Source organism: Pseudomonas sp. PDM18, from assembly GCF_014852585.1.
GTDB lineage: Bacteria > Pseudomonadota > Gammaproteobacteria > Pseudomonadales > Pseudomonadaceae > Pseudomonas.
In genome coordinates this window covers 14,778-27,783 of sequence record NZ_JACVBX010000019.1, presented here as the reverse complement: position 1 = coordinate 27,783, position 13,006 = coordinate 14,778, and the positions used below count along the sequence as shown (strand labels likewise).

General features: G+C 64.9%; 11 protein-coding genes. 4 read left to right on the top strand and 7 right to left on the bottom strand.

The genetic code is table 11. The features are described 5' to 3' along the window. Window positions 1-51: 51 nt before the first annotated feature. A complete protein-coding gene (gene metF / locus IB274_RS27355) occupies window positions 52-900 on the top strand; it encodes a methylenetetrahydrofolate reductase [NAD(P)H] (RefSeq protein ID WP_081515389.1) in 849 nt (282 codons plus the stop codon). A gap of 154 nt (window positions 901-1,054) precedes the next feature. Continuing rightward, window positions 1,055-3,133, top strand: a complete 2,079-nt coding sequence (locus IB274_RS27350) for a DEAD/DEAH box helicase (RefSeq protein WP_192435913.1) — start codon at window positions 1,055-1,057, stop codon at window positions 3,131-3,133. 266 nt (window positions 3,134-3,399) lie between these two features. Here IB274_RS27350 and IB274_RS27345 read toward each other — a convergent pair whose 3' ends face one another. The 7 genes from IB274_RS27345 to pip form a co-directional block, all read right to left on the bottom strand. After that, window positions 3,400-4,134: an amino acid ABC transporter ATP-binding protein gene (locus IB274_RS27345; RefSeq protein ID WP_192435912.1), complete on the bottom strand. Its 735-nt coding sequence runs from the start codon at window positions 4,132-4,134 to the stop codon at window positions 3,400-3,402. Beyond that, window positions 4,127-5,089, bottom strand: a complete 963-nt coding sequence (locus tag IB274_RS27340; protein ID WP_192435911.1) for an amino acid ABC transporter permease — start codon at window positions 5,087-5,089, stop codon at window positions 4,127-4,129. The genes IB274_RS27345 and IB274_RS27340 overlap by 8 nt, the downstream gene beginning before the upstream one ends. A 73-nt stretch (window positions 5,090-5,162) precedes the next feature. Then, window positions 5,163-5,960 (bottom strand): transporter substrate-binding domain-containing protein, encoded by a 798-nt coding sequence (locus tag IB274_RS27335; protein WP_192435910.1) that lies wholly within the window; start codon window positions 5,958-5,960, stop codon window positions 5,163-5,165. Window positions 5,961-6,183: 223 nt separating this feature from the next. Next, the gene (gene mdoH, locus IB274_RS27330) at window positions 6,184-8,757 is read right to left on the bottom strand and encodes a glucans biosynthesis glucosyltransferase MdoH (protein WP_192435909.1); all 2,574 of its coding nucleotides are present in this window, start codon (window positions 8,755-8,757) and stop codon (window positions 6,184-6,186) included. Continuing rightward, on the bottom strand, window positions 8,750-10,318 hold the full coding sequence (locus IB274_RS27325; protein WP_192435908.1) for a glucan biosynthesis protein G: 1,569 nt from the start codon (window positions 10,316-10,318) through the stop codon (window positions 8,750-8,752). Before IB274_RS27325 ends, mdoH begins: the two co-directional genes overlap by 8 nt. Before the next feature lie 201 nt (window positions 10,319-10,519). Beyond that, window positions 10,520-10,957: a D-aminoacyl-tRNA deacylase gene (dtd, locus tag IB274_RS27320; protein WP_081515381.1), complete on the bottom strand. Its 438-nt coding sequence runs from the start codon at window positions 10,955-10,957 to the stop codon at window positions 10,520-10,522. Beyond that, window positions 10,954-11,925, bottom strand: a complete 972-nt coding sequence (pip, locus tag IB274_RS27315; RefSeq protein ID WP_192435907.1) for a prolyl aminopeptidase — start codon at window positions 11,923-11,925, stop codon at window positions 10,954-10,956. The genes dtd and pip overlap by 4 nt, the downstream gene beginning before the upstream one ends. A 178-nt stretch (window positions 11,926-12,103) precedes the next feature. On the opposite strand from pip, the gene IB274_RS27310 reads away from it, so the two are divergent. Together IB274_RS27310 and IB274_RS27305 are read left to right on the top strand one after the other, a co-directional pair. Then, complete coding sequence (locus tag IB274_RS27310) at window positions 12,104-12,532, top strand: hypothetical protein (protein ID WP_192435906.1); 429 nt, start codon at window positions 12,104-12,106, stop codon at window positions 12,530-12,532. Continuing rightward, window positions 12,529-13,005 (top strand): NUDIX domain-containing protein, encoded by a 477-nt coding sequence (locus IB274_RS27305; protein WP_192435905.1) that lies wholly within the window; start codon window positions 12,529-12,531, stop codon window positions 13,003-13,005. Before IB274_RS27310 ends, IB274_RS27305 begins: the two co-directional genes overlap by 4 nt. Window position 13,006: the final 1 nt, after the last annotated feature.

Here is a 13,006-nt window from a genome sequence, read left to right as displayed (position 1 = left end):
CGACGGCACATGCCGGCAGCCACGCGATGACGGGGCGCCGAAGGAACGACCATGAGTCAGAAAGAACGCCGTTTCAGCTTCGAGTTCTTCCCCGCCAAGACCGAAGCCGGCCATGAAAAACTGCTGGCCACCGCAAGCCAGCTGGCCGCGAAAAAGCCCGACTTCTTCTCCTGCACCTATGGTGCCGGCGGCTCCACCCGCGACCGTACCCTGACCACCGTGCTGCAGCTGGATGGCGAAGTGAAGGTGCCGACCGCACCGCACCTGTCCTGCGTCGGCGACACCAAGCCCGAGCTGCGTGCCCTGCTGGCCCACTACAAGGATGCCGGCATCCGTCGCATCGTCGCCCTGCGCGGCGACCTGCCCTCGGGCATGGGCATGGCCAGCGGCGAGCTGCGCTACGCCAACGAACTGGTGGAATTCATCCGCGCCGAAACCGGCGATCACTTCCACATCGAAGTTGCCGCCTATCCGGAAGTTCACCCGCAGGCGCGCAATTTCGAGGATGATTTGGCGAATTTCGTGCGCAAGGTCAAAGCCGGCGCCGACTCTGCCATCACACAATACTTCTTCAACGCCGACAGCTACTTCCATTTTGTCGAGCGTGCGGAGAAACTCGGTGTCAGCATTCCGGTCGTACCGGGTATCATGCCGATCACCAACTACACCAAACTGGCCCGCTTCTCCGACGCCTGTGGCGCGGAAATCCCCCGTTGGATTCGCAAGCAGCTGGAAGCCTACGGCGACGACATCGCCAGCATCCAGGCCTTTGGTGAGCAGGTCATCACCGACATGTGCGAACGCCTCCTCGAAGGCGGCGCACCCGGTCTGCATTTCTACACCCTGAACCAGGCTGAACCCAGCCTGGCGCTCTGGAACAACCTCAAGCTCCCCCGCTGAGGATCATTGCTCCGGGCTTACCGTCCGCGATCCCGGCCAGCGCAACGCCGGCGTATCGTGGACGGGGTGCTTCCAGCCATCGGCTGAGCGCTCGCCCCGAGCCTGAAATCACGCGCCCTCGAGCCGGCAGGTCGCCGGCCTACAGGAACCCCGCATGTCCTTTACTTCCCTCGGTCTCTCCGAGGCCCTGGCTGGCGCCGTTGAAGCCGCCGGCTACGCGCGCCCCACTCCCGTTCAGGAACGCGCCATCCCCGCCGTACTGCAAGGCCGCGACCTCATGGTTGCCGCCCAGACCGGCACCGGCAAGACCGGCGGCTTTGCCCTCCCGGTACTCGAACGCCTGTTCCCCGAAGGCCACCCGGACCGCGAGCACCGCCACGGCCCGCGCCAGGCCCGCGTCCTGGTACTGACCCCGACCCGTGAGCTGGCTGCCCAGGTGCACGACAGCTTCAAGGTCTACGCCCGTGACCTGCCCCTGAAAAGCGCCTGCATCTTCGGCGGCGTCGGCATGAATCCTCAGGTGCAGGCCATGTCCAAGGGCGTCGACGTCCTGGTCGCCTGCCCCGGCCGGCTGCTCGACCTGATCGGCCAGGGCAGCGTCGATCTGTCCCGCGTGGAAATCCTCGTCCTCGACGAAGCCGACCGCATGCTCGACATGGGCTTCATCCACGACGTGAAGAAGGTCCTCGCCAAGCTTCCGGCCAAGCGCCAGAACCTGCTGTTCTCGGCGACCTTCTCCAAAGACATCATCGACCTCACCAACAAGCTCCTGCACAACCCGGAGCGCATTGAGGTCACCCCGCCGAACACCACCGTCGAGCGTATCGAGCAGCGTGTGTTCCGCATTCCGTCGGTACAGAAGCGCGCGCTGCTGGCGCACCTGGTGACCATGGGCGCCTGGGAACAGGTGCTGGTGTTCACCCGCACCAAGCACGGCGCCAACCGCCTGGCCGAGTACCTGACCAAGCACGGCCTGCCGGCCGCCGCGATCCACGGCAACAAGAGCCAGAACGCGCGCACCAAGGCGCTGGCCGACTTCAAGGCCAACGACGTGCGCATCCTGGTCGCCACCGACATCGCCGCCCGCGGCCTGGACATCGACCAGTTGCCCCACGTGGTCAACTACGAGCTGCCCAACGTCGAGGAAGACTACGTTCACCGCATCGGCCGTACCGGCCGCGCCGGTCGTACCGGTGAAGCCATCTCGCTGGTGGCGCCGGACGAGGACAAGCTGCTCAAGGCCATCGAGCGCCTGACCAAGCAGCGCATCCCCGATGGCGACATGCAGGGCTTCGACCCTGATACCGTGCTGCCGGAAGTCCAGCAGCCCGAGCCGAAGGAAGCCCCGCAGCGCCAGCCGCGCAAGGACAAGGCCAAGCGCGGCGAGCGCAAGGACCGCAACAAGGACAAGCCGCAGCAGGCCCAGGGCGAAGAACAACAGCACGCCGCCCCCGCCGCTGAAGGCGAAGCCGCCGACGGCGACAAACCCGCCGGCAAGCGCCGCCGTCGCGGCGGTCGCGGCAAGAAGAAGGGCGACGGCCAGGGCGGCGACGCTCAACCAAACGCCAACACTCAGGCTCGTGAGCCGCGCGAACCCCGTCAACCGCGCCAGCCCCGCCAGCAGCAAGACCAGCAGGGCCAGGGACGTCAGCAGCAGGCCAAGCCGGCTCGCGCACCGAAAGCCGACGGCAACCGCGACCCGGAAGAATTCCTCGACGACGACTTCGACAACTTCGGCAACCGCGCCGACTACGTCAGCCCGTTCCCGGACAAGGACCAGCAACGCGGCCAGCGCCGCCGTGGCGGTCAGGGGCAAGGCGCAGGTCAGGGCCAGAACCAGGGTCAGCAACGCGCCCGCGGCCAGGGTGGTCAGGGCGGCGGCCAGGGTGGAAGCGGTCAAGGCCGCAGCCAGGGTCAGGGACAAGGCCAGGGCCGTGCCGCCAAGAAGCCTAACGGCGGCGGTCGTACCCAGGGACATGGCCAGGGCGGCAACGCCCAGGGCAAGGCCGGCCAGCGCAAGCGTGGCGGCAAGGCTCCGGCTTCGCGCATGAACGACGCCCCGCTGCGCGAGCCGAGCGAGTACGGCGCCGCCAAGCCGACCCGCCAGCCGGTAGTGATCAACAAGCGCGACCTGGTTCGCACCGACCGCTTCCCGACGCCGGAACAGCTGGAAGAGCTGGAACCGCGCCGCAAGACCGAGCGTCCCGCGCTGCTGACCCGCAACCGCGAGTGATGCTGTAGAAGAAACCGCCCTCCGGGGCGGTTTCTTTTTGCCCGCGATTTGTCGCCGATACACCTTGTGATCCTACAAAAGCCCTGCACCTCACCTGCCCGCGTAGGGCGCATAACGCCTACGGCGCTATGCGCCGCCCTGGCGGATAACCCGTTCCGGATTATTCACCCTACGGGTGCCAGCGGCTGATCACAGAGAACAGACTTCCCCTCCGGGCAGGCACAAAAAAGCCGCCCGGAGGCGGCTTGCTCACCGAGGCAGCGGTCTCACAACACCTGCCGCAGGAAGGTCTGCGCACGCGCGTCCTTAGGCTGGGCGAAGAATTCCGCCGGAGCGGCGTCTTCCAACAGCTTGCCGTGATCGAAGAACAGCACGCGGTCCGCCACTTCACGGGCGAAGCCCATCTCGTGAGTCACGCAGACCATGGTCATGCCTTCCAGCGCTAGGGTCTTCATCACGTCCAGCACCTCGCCGACCATCTCCGGGTCGAGCGCTGAGGTGGGTTCATCGAACAGCATCACCTTCGGCTCCATGCACAGCGCACGGGCAATCGCCACACGCTGCTGCTGGCCGCCAGAGAGCCGCGACGGGTACTCGTTGGCCTTCTGGCCGATGCCGACCTTGTCCAGCAACGCACGGGCCTTGGCCTCGCGCTCGGCCTTGCCGCGCTTGCGCACGACTTTCTGCGCCAGGCACAGATTCTCCAGCACGGTCATGTGCGGGAACAGGTTGAAGTGCTGGAACACCATGCCGACTTCGCGGCGGTAGGCGTTGATGTCGGTCTTCGGGTTGGCGAGGTCGACGCCGTCGATGCTCACCGAGCCGGAGTCGAACTCTTCCAGGCCGTTGAGGCAGCGCAGGAAGGTGGACTTGCCCGAGCCGGACGGCCCGATCACCACCACCACTTCGCCCTTGGCCACGCCGGTGGTGACGTCATCCACCGCGCGCACGACCTGCCCGCGAGTGTCGAAGACCTTGGTCAGGTTACGCACTTCAATCACTTTGGCCGAGCCTCCGCTCCAGGCGCCCCGCCAGATGCGACAGCGGCAGGTTGATCACGAGATAGAGCGCGGCGACGCAGAACCAGATCTCGAAGGTGGAGAACGAGGTGGTAATCGCCTCGCGGCCGCTCTTGGTCAGCTCGGTGATGGCGATCACCGAGACCAGGGAAGTGTCCTTGACCAGGCTGATGAACTGCCCGGCCAGCGGCGGCAGCACGCGCTTGAAGGCCTGCGGCAGGATCACGTGGCGCATCGACTGCGCAGCGTTCAGACCCAGGGAGCGCGCGGCTTCGTCCTGACCACGGGCGATGGACTGCACGCCGGCGCGGACGATCTCAGCGACGTAGGCGCCGGTGAACAGTGCCAGCGCGGCCACCCCGGCGAACTCGCGGGACAGGTTCAGCACGGTGCCGATGAAGAAGTAGAAGATGAAAATCTGTACCAGCAGCGGCGTGCCGCGCACCAGTTCGACGTAGAGGGTCGAGAGGTCGTGCAGGGTCGGGTTCTTCGACAGGCGGCAGAGACCGGTGAACAGGCCGATGAACAGGCCCAGCGCGCCAGAAACGAAGGAAATCCAGACCGTGGTCCACAGGCCCCAGGCCAGCGGACCGGCGGCCCAGTGACGGGTCGCGCCGACCACATCGCCCTCGGCGACATCGTCGTTCTCGGAGAACTGCAGGCTGTCGGCGGCCACGGTCAGCACCTGTTGCTTGCCGTCGTCGTCCACCAGGGTGACGCGGGCCTTGTCGCCCTGATCCTCGATCTTTTCCACCCGCGAGATGCTGTCCGCACGCTGCGGTTCTTCGGCCTGGTAGGCGAAGTACTGCGGGACGCGGTTCCAGCGCCACTCGTAGGAAATCAGCGAAGTGGAGTACCAGAGGGCCAGGCCGATCAGCAGGAGGATCAGTCCGGTCAGCCCGTGCCAGGGCCAGGTTGCGCGTTTCGTTCTAGCCACGAATCTCTACCGTGAAAATGCGAACGCGCAGGCTTGGGGCCTGCGCGTCGGGTCGATCTGAGTCAGACGCGGATTATTCCATGTCCTTGAGCCAGTCGGTGTTCTTGAACCACTTGTCGTGAATGCGATCGTAGGTGCCGTCTTCACGGATCTGCTTGAGGAAGTTGTTGATGAAGTTGATCGAGTCGTAGTCGCCCTTCTTCAGACCAAAGGCCAGCGGCTCGTAGGTGAACGGCTGATCCAGGTGCACCAGCTTGCCGGCGCCGAACTTGCTCACGCCGACGACGTTGTAGGGCGAGTCGTAGATGAAGGCGTCGGCCTTGCCGTTGACCACGTCCATGACTGCTTCGGGCTCGTTGTCGAAGCCATGGTATTGGGCCTTGGACAGCTGCTTCTTGGCGACGAATTCGCCGGTGGTGCCGATCTTGGAGGTGATGCGGTATTTCGCGTCGTTCAGGTCCTTGTAGGACTTGATCTCGCCTTGCAGTTCCTTGCGGATCAGCAGGGTCTGGCCGACCACGATGAAGGGATCGGAGAAGTTCAGGCGCAGGTTGCGTTCCTGGGTCAGGGTCATGCCCGAGCCGATCATGTCGAACTTGTCGGTAAGCAGGGCCGGGATGATGCCGTCATAGGCGGTGGAGACCAGCTCCAGCTTGACATTCATGGATTTGGCCATGGCCTTGAGCAGGTCCACTTCGAAACCGACGATCTGACCGCGCTTGTTGGTCATCTCGAACGGCATGTAGGTCGGGTCCATGCCCACGCGCAGCGTGCCGCGCTTGGCCGCTTCATCGATGGCGCCGGCCTGAGCCGCGCTCACGCTGACCAGGGCGCAGACGCCCATCACCAGCGATGCCAGGTACTTTTTCATCCCCATACTCCCAAGCAAGTGAAAGAACTTGTTGTTTTTTCCAGCGATCGAATCGCGCGCGACCAGGCATGCCGGGCACAGAAGGGTGCGAAGCGTACCCCATGCGGCGGATATCTCAATCTTTTCTGGATAGCTGGCGAAGGGTACCAGCAGCGGTGCGTGGGGAAAACAGGCTAAACCGCCACCCCTCCCTCGCCCCGGACGGGACGAGGGAGGCGCTGGGTCAGGATTGCGCGGCGGGCAGTGCCATGGCGCCTTGCTCCGCGACCGGCGCCAAGGGCACGGCCGGGGCATGGGCGTCGGCCTTCAGCGATTGCCGCCAAGGGCCGATCCACTGCTCCTTGTCACCCTGCCAGAGCGCCAGATGCAGGCGCGACAGCGCCACCGGGTCGCTCAGCAGCGCCAGGCGACGGTTGCCGTCGAGCTGCTCGGGGCCGGCTTCCAGCGCCTTCTCGACCAGTGCAGTGCGGGTCGCTTCGATGGCGGCGGACTGACCGTGACGGGCAGTGCCCATGGCGCATGCCAGGGCATTCAGTACCGGGTCGACGGCGGAACGGACGAAGCCGTCCTTCAGAGCCTGCCAGCGATTCTGGTAGGTGTACTCGTCGGTGGCGCGCAGCTCGCGGGGAGTGTCGTATTCCTCGGGGATGAGGAACAGCTTCTCGTCGCGCGAGGCCAGGCCCAGCTTGACCCGGCTGCTGATCACCGAAACCGGGATCGACAGCATCAGGGCGCCGACGATGGGCGACAGCCACCACAGGAAGCGCGGGTTCAGCCACGCGACCAGCAAGGCCCAGCACAGGCCCAGCAAGGTCTGCAGGCCGTGGCGGCGGATCGCCTCGCTCCACGGGGTATCGTCGTCGTCACGCTGCGGCGACTTCCACTGGGCTTCCCAGCCGAGGAACGCGGCCAGCACGAAGCGAGTGTGGAAGAGCATGCGCACCGGGGCGAGCAGCACGGAGAAGAACATCTCCAGCAGCATGCTCAGGGTCACCTTGATCACACCGCCGTAGCCCTTGGCGCCCTTGGCCCAGATCAGCATGACGCTGAGCAGCTTGGGCAGGAACAGCAGGGTCAGGGTGGTGGAGAACAGGGCGATGGCCTTTTCCGGGTGCCACTGCGGCCAGATCGGGAACAGCTGGCGCGGCTCCAGGAAGTACTGCGGCTCCATCAGCTGGTGCACCGCCAGCAGCGCGGTGGACAGCACCAGGAAGAAGAACCACAGCGGCGCCGACAGGTAGGACATCACGCCGGTGAGGAACACCGCGCGGTGCACCGGGTGCATGCCCTTGACCAGGAACAGGCGGAAGTTCATCAGGTTGCCGTGACACCAGCGGCGGTCACGCTTGAGCTCGTCCAGCAGGTTGGGCGGCAATTCCTCGTAGCTGCCCTCCAGGTCGTAGGCGATCCACACGCCCCAGCCGGCGCGGCGCATCAGCGCGGCTTCGACGAAGTCGTGGGAGAGAATCGCGCCAGCGAAGGAACCCTTGCCCGGCAACGGCGCCAGGGCGCAGTGCTCGATGAAGGGTTTCACCCGGATGATCGCGTTGTGTCCCCAGTAGTGGGATTCGCCCAGCTGCCAGAAGTGCAGGCCGGCGGTGAACAGCGGGCCGTAGACGCGGGTGGCGAACTGCTGCATGCGCGCGTAGAGGGTGTCCATGCCCGACGCCTTGGGCGCGGTCTGGATGATGCCAGCCTCGGGGTTGGCCTCCATCAGGCGCACCAGCTTGGTCAGGCAGTCGCCGCTCATCACGCTGTCGGCGTCCATGACGACCATGTACTTGTACTGGCCGCCCCAGCGACGGCAGAAGTCGTCGATGTTGCCGCTCTTGCGCTTCACCCGGCGGCGGCGGCGGCGGTAGAAGATGCGACCAAAGCCCAGGGCTTCCTTGCACAGCTCGATCCAGGCCTTTTCTTCGGCCATGGCGATGTCGGGCTGGTTGGTGTCGCTGAGCACGAAGAAGTCGAAGCGATCCAGCTCGCCGCTGGCCGCCACCGACTCGTAGGTCGCCCGAAGGCCGGCGAAGACGCGCGGGACGTCCTCGTTGCAGATCGGCATGACGATGGCCGTGCGGGCGTCGGCGGCAATCGGCTCGCTGCCTGCGCTGCTGCCGGAAATGCGGTAGCGGTCGCGACCGGTGAGCAGCTCCCAGAAGCCCATCAGGGCGGTCCAGAAACCTGCCGAGACCCAGCAGAAGAGAATGGCAAAGAGCGTCAGCACGCCGAACTGGATGGCATAGGGCAGCACCTGCTCCAGGGTCTGCAGGAAGGTCTGGCGATTGATCTCTTCGAGGTCGACGAAGGCCCAGCCCTGGTAGGGCAGGATGCCTTTCATGTAGTAGGTGGCGACGCTGGTCTGGCCCAGCATGAGCAGGACCAGGATGAACCGGCGCAGCGAACCGACGCGTTGCCAGCGGGCCTTGGGCAGGTCGCGGGCAGGCTTGGCCGGGTTGCTGCGCCCGGTCAGGCGGCGCCAGCCGCGCATGATCGGGTTGGTGCGCCAGGGTTCGGGGATCACCTTGGTGCGCTGGATCGGCGGCGCGGCCTTGAGGTAGGTACGACCGTTGTCGTCCATGCCCAGCATCTGGGCATCGTCGAGGTCCTGGCCGTAGCCGTGGCGCAGACGCGCACCGACCGAAGCCAGCGCAGCGTCTTCACCCTCGACGTCGCCAGCGAGTTGCTCGTGCAACTCGCTGAAGGAACCGGCCTTGGCCAGCCGCTCACGCTCCTGCGCCGACAGGGGCAGGTGCGCGAGATAATCGGCCACCGGCGCGGTGGTAGCGGTGGAGTTATTCATCGGCAGGCAGCTGGTAGCTCCAGGTTTCGGAAATTGTCTGGCCACCGTTTACCAGGGCAGCGCGCATTTCCGTCGGCTTCTTCGGATCCTTGACCTTGATCCGCAGGGTCAGACGCCAGCCCTGGGTCACTGCGTTGTAGCGCAGGCTGTTTTCCTTCACTTCAGCGTTGTCGTCGGTGCTCACCTGGGTGCTCACCGGGGCATCGCCTGCCAGCGCCTTCAGAGTCGGGCCGACGAAATCGACGACCAGAGCGACGCTGCCATCCGGCTGGCGGATCAGGTTCTTCTGCTTCACATCACCGACCGAGCGCAGGGTCTGCATGACCCAGGCGTTCTTCGGATCGTGCAGGGCCTGCTCGTCCTTGGTCCAGCGCATGCGGTAGGCGAAGTCCAGCGGCTCGCCGGCTTCCGGGCGCTTCTCGGGGTTCCAGAAGGCAACGATGTTGTCGTTGGTCTCGTCCGGAGTCGGGATCTCTACCAGCTCGATGGTGCCCTTGCCCCAATCGCCCTGCGGCTCGACCCAGGCGGAGGGACGCAGGTCGTAGCGGTCGTCGAGGTCTTCGTAGCGGGAGAATTCACGGCCACGCTGCAGCAGACCGAAGCCACGCGGGTTCTCGACGCTGTAGGCGCTGACGGACAGGTGTTTCGGGTTGTTCAGCGGGCGCCAGATCCACTCGTCGTTGCCAGCGTGGATCTGCAGGCCGGTAGAGTCATGCAGCTCCGGACGGAAGTTATGCTCCGGCGACGGCTGGTTGGAGCCGAACAGGAACATGCTGGTCAGCGGCGCGAGGCCCAGCTTGCTCACCTTGTCGCGCAGGAACACGCGTGCCTTCACATCGACCACGGTGTCATTGCCCGGACGGATGGTGAAGCGGTACGCGCCAGTCGCACGGGGCGAATCCAGCAGCGCGAAGATCACCAGGTGTTTGTCCTTGGGCTTGGGTTTTTCGATCCAGAACTCCCGGAAGCGCGGGAATTCCTCACCCGACGGCAGCGCGGTGTCCAGCGCCAGGCCACGGGCAGACAGGCCCCACCACTGGTCCTTGCCGATGATGCGGAAGTAGCTCGCGCCCAGGAAGGTGGCGATCTCGTCCTGCTTGTCAGGCGAGTTGATCGGGTACAGCAGGCGGAAGCCGGCGTAGCCCAGGTCTTTGGTGGCGTTGGCGTCGAACTTCAGGGAACCGAAGTCGAAACGGGAGGGATCGTACTTGATCTCCTTGACGTCGGTCGCCGTGACTTCGTTGATCTTCACCGGGGTATCGAAGTGCATGCCCTGGTGATAGAAGCTGATCTTGAAGGGGGTCTTCTCGTCGGCCCAGTAGGCCTTCTCGTTACGGAAGCGAATCTGCTGGTAATCGGCGAACTTCATTTCGCTGAATTCCGATGGCAGGTTGCTCGTCGGTGCGCTGTACTTCTCTGCAGCCAGCGCCTTGGCCTTTTCGCCAACGTCGTCGAGATTGAAGGCCCAGGCATGGGTAGCGCTCAACGCCAACAGGGCGGAGCCGACCAGTCCGCGAAGGATTTGGCGCGAAAGCGGTTGTTGAACGGAACGGAAAATCACGAGTCCCCCTCGTCCGTGAACACAAAACGATTAAAGCCAGCAAAGGCGATGCCAATCTGCTGGCGATTGAGTTCCGACCCCGGTGAGCCTGAATGATTCCCCGATTTTTTCCACGGGTACTTCGGGCTCCCGGAGGCGCATTGTTCTAAGTGCATAAGCCCTAACCATCATCCCACGGCGATATGACAAGCTGCCGCGCGTTCAAGCCTCCAGTAGAAAGGTCACCGGACCGTCATTGACCAGGTGGACCTGCATGTTGGCGCCAAAACGGCCAGTGGCGACCAGCGGATGACGCTCTCGCGCCTGTTCCACGAGCAGATCGAACAACGCGGCGCCCTTTTCAGGTGGCGCCGCGCTGGAAAAGCTCGGCCGCAGCCCCTTTCGGGTATCCGCGGCCAGGGTGAACTGCGAGACCAGCAGCAGGCCGCCGCCGACATCGCTCAATGAAAGGTTCATTTTACCTTCATCGTCGCCAAACACTCGATAGTTAAGCAGCTTGTGCAACAAACGGTTCACTGACTCTTCATCATCCTGGGGTTCGACCCCCACCAGGGCCAGCAGTCCATGGTCGATGGCACCGACAATTTCGCCGTCGACCTCGACGCGGGCGCCACGCACTCGCTGGATCAGTCCCTTCATTCAGCCTCCGGCGGCAGGTTCAGCAGGCGCCGGCCGATCTCGTTGGTGGCGCGCACCAGTGCATCGGTGATGCCCGGCTCGCCGGCCACGTGACCGGCGTCGCGGACGATCTGCAGCTCGCTGTTGGGCCAGGCCTTGTGCAGCGCCCAGGCGTTGTCCAGCGGGCAGACCACGTCGTAGCGGCCATGGACGATCACGCCCGGCAGGTGGGCAATCTTGTGCATGTCGCGCAGCAACTGGTCGGGTTCGAGGAAGCCGTCGTTGACGAAGTAGTGGTTCTCGATGCGGGCGATGGACAGCGAACGGTGCGGGTCTGCGAAGCGCTCGACCACCGCCGGGTTCGGTCGCAGCGTGGCGGTGCGGCCTTCCCAGGTGGACCAGGCGCGGGCAGCGTGCATCTGGGCGATCTGGTCCGGGCCGGTCAGGCGGCGGTGGAAGGCGTGCAGCAGGTCGTCGTGCTCGTCGGCGGGAATCGGTGCCAGGTAATCCTCCCAGTAATCGGGGAACAGGCGGCTCGCGCCTTCCTGGTAGAACCAGCGGATTTCCTGCGGGCGGCAGAGGAAAATGCCACGCACGATCAGCGCCAGCACGCGTTCGGGGTGGGTCTGGGCATAGGCCAGCGACAGCGTCGAACCCCAGGAGCCGCCGAACAGCACCCACTTGTCGATGCCCAGGTGCTCGCGGATGCGCTCGATATCCTTAACCAGGTGCCAGGTGGTGTTGTTCTCCAGGCTCGCGTAGGGCGTGGAGCGGCCGCAGCCGCGCTGGTCGAAGGTGACGATGCGGTAGATATTCGGATCGAAGAAGCGCCGCGACATGGCATCGCAACCGGAGCCTGGGCCGCCATGGATGAACAGAACCGGCAATCCGTCGGGCGTACCGCTCTCGTCTATATAGAGAACGTGCGGCTCCTCGACGGCCAGTTCATGGCGCGCGTAAGGCTTGATTTCCGGATACAAAGTTTGCATGGCTCGCTCCTGGATCAGTGCGTACGGTCGCTCCGGACCAGTAACCATCCTAGGGCCTGTCGCCACCCAATAGAAAGTCGCGTTGCCGCGGCGCGACTTCCATCGAAAGTCTTCGGCCCCCACGGTGTCGGGCATGATACTCGGGCCAGCGAAAAACCCATAAGGGAGTTAGTGAGCCATGCCACGGAAGTTGTTTCTTTCTCTGTTCCTGCTGCTGCTCACCTTGACCGGCTGTGGCCGGGACGATCCACGTGCGCAACTGGACGCCGCCGTCAAACAATTGCAGGACAACCTCGAAGCCAAGAATAGCGGGGCCGTGATCGATCAGCTGGCCGGCGATTTCCGCGCCAACGGCGAGTTCGACCGCGACTGGGCCAAGCGCACCATGACGCTGATGCTCCTGCGCCACCAGCAGGTCAAGGTGATCCTGCTCAGCAGCGAGAGCCGGATCGATCCGACTTATACCAACCGCGGCCAGACCGACGCGCAGGTCGCCCTCACCGGCGCCGAGAACCTGATCCCCGACAGTGCCGGGCACTATTCCGTGAAGCTGGAATGGTGGCGCGAAGGCTCCGAGTGGAAACTGGCGAGGCTCGACTGGCAATGACGTCTCCGCTGCAACACCGCATCCGCGCCGCAGGCCTTCTGGTCCGCAACGACGAAATCCTGCTGGTGCGCCACGAGGAGGCCGGGGATATCTACTGGATTCCGCCGGGCGGCGGCTTCGAGTCGGACAAGGACCAATCCACCCGCGACACGGTACGTCGCGAGTGCCGGGAGGAAACCGGGCTGGCGGTGGAGGTCGGCCCGCTGGTCTATGTGCGCGAGTTCGCCGAGCCGGTGGCCGGGCGCTTCCACATGGAACTGTTCTACCGCGTGGATGCCTGGGATGGCCGGGTCAGCCTGGACAACCTGCGCGGCCTGGGTGGCGACGAGTTCGATATCCGCGAGGTCGCCTGGGTCCCGCGCGCGGAATTGCCACGCCTGCCCTCCTACTACCCCGCCGAATTGCTCGACGACGTCTGGGAGCGCCTGGCCGAGGCGCAACCGGTGATCCGCCACCTCGGCCTGCAACGCTAGC

Bases quoted from the DNA above. Each gene is read 5' to 3' on its own strand.
- metF (WP_081515389.1), top strand. From the start codon at position 52: ATGAGTCAGAAAGAACGCCGTTTCAGCTTCGAGTTCTTCCCCGCCAAG.
- IB274_RS27350 (WP_192435913.1), top strand. From the start codon at position 1,055: ATGTCCTTTACTTCCCTCGGTCTCTCCGAGGCCCTGGCTGGCGCCGTT.
- IB274_RS27335 (WP_192435910.1), bottom strand. From the start codon at position 5,960: ATGAAAAAGTACCTGGCATCGCTGGTGATGGGCGTCTGCGCCCTGGTC.
- mdoH (WP_192435909.1), bottom strand. From the start codon at position 8,757: ATGAATAACTCCACCGCTACCACCGCGCCGGTGGCCGATTATCTCGCG.
- dtd (WP_081515381.1), bottom strand. From the start codon at position 10,957: ATGAAGGGACTGATCCAGCGAGTGCGTGGCGCCCGCGTCGAGGTCGAC.
- pip (WP_192435907.1), bottom strand. From the start codon at position 11,925: ATGCAAACTTTGTATCCGGAAATCAAGCCTTACGCGCGCCATGAACTG.
- IB274_RS27310 (WP_192435906.1), top strand. From the start codon at position 12,104: ATGCCACGGAAGTTGTTTCTTTCTCTGTTCCTGCTGCTGCTCACCTTG.
- IB274_RS27305 (WP_192435905.1), top strand. From the start codon at position 12,529: ATGACGTCTCCGCTGCAACACCGCATCCGCGCCGCAGGCCTTCTGGTC.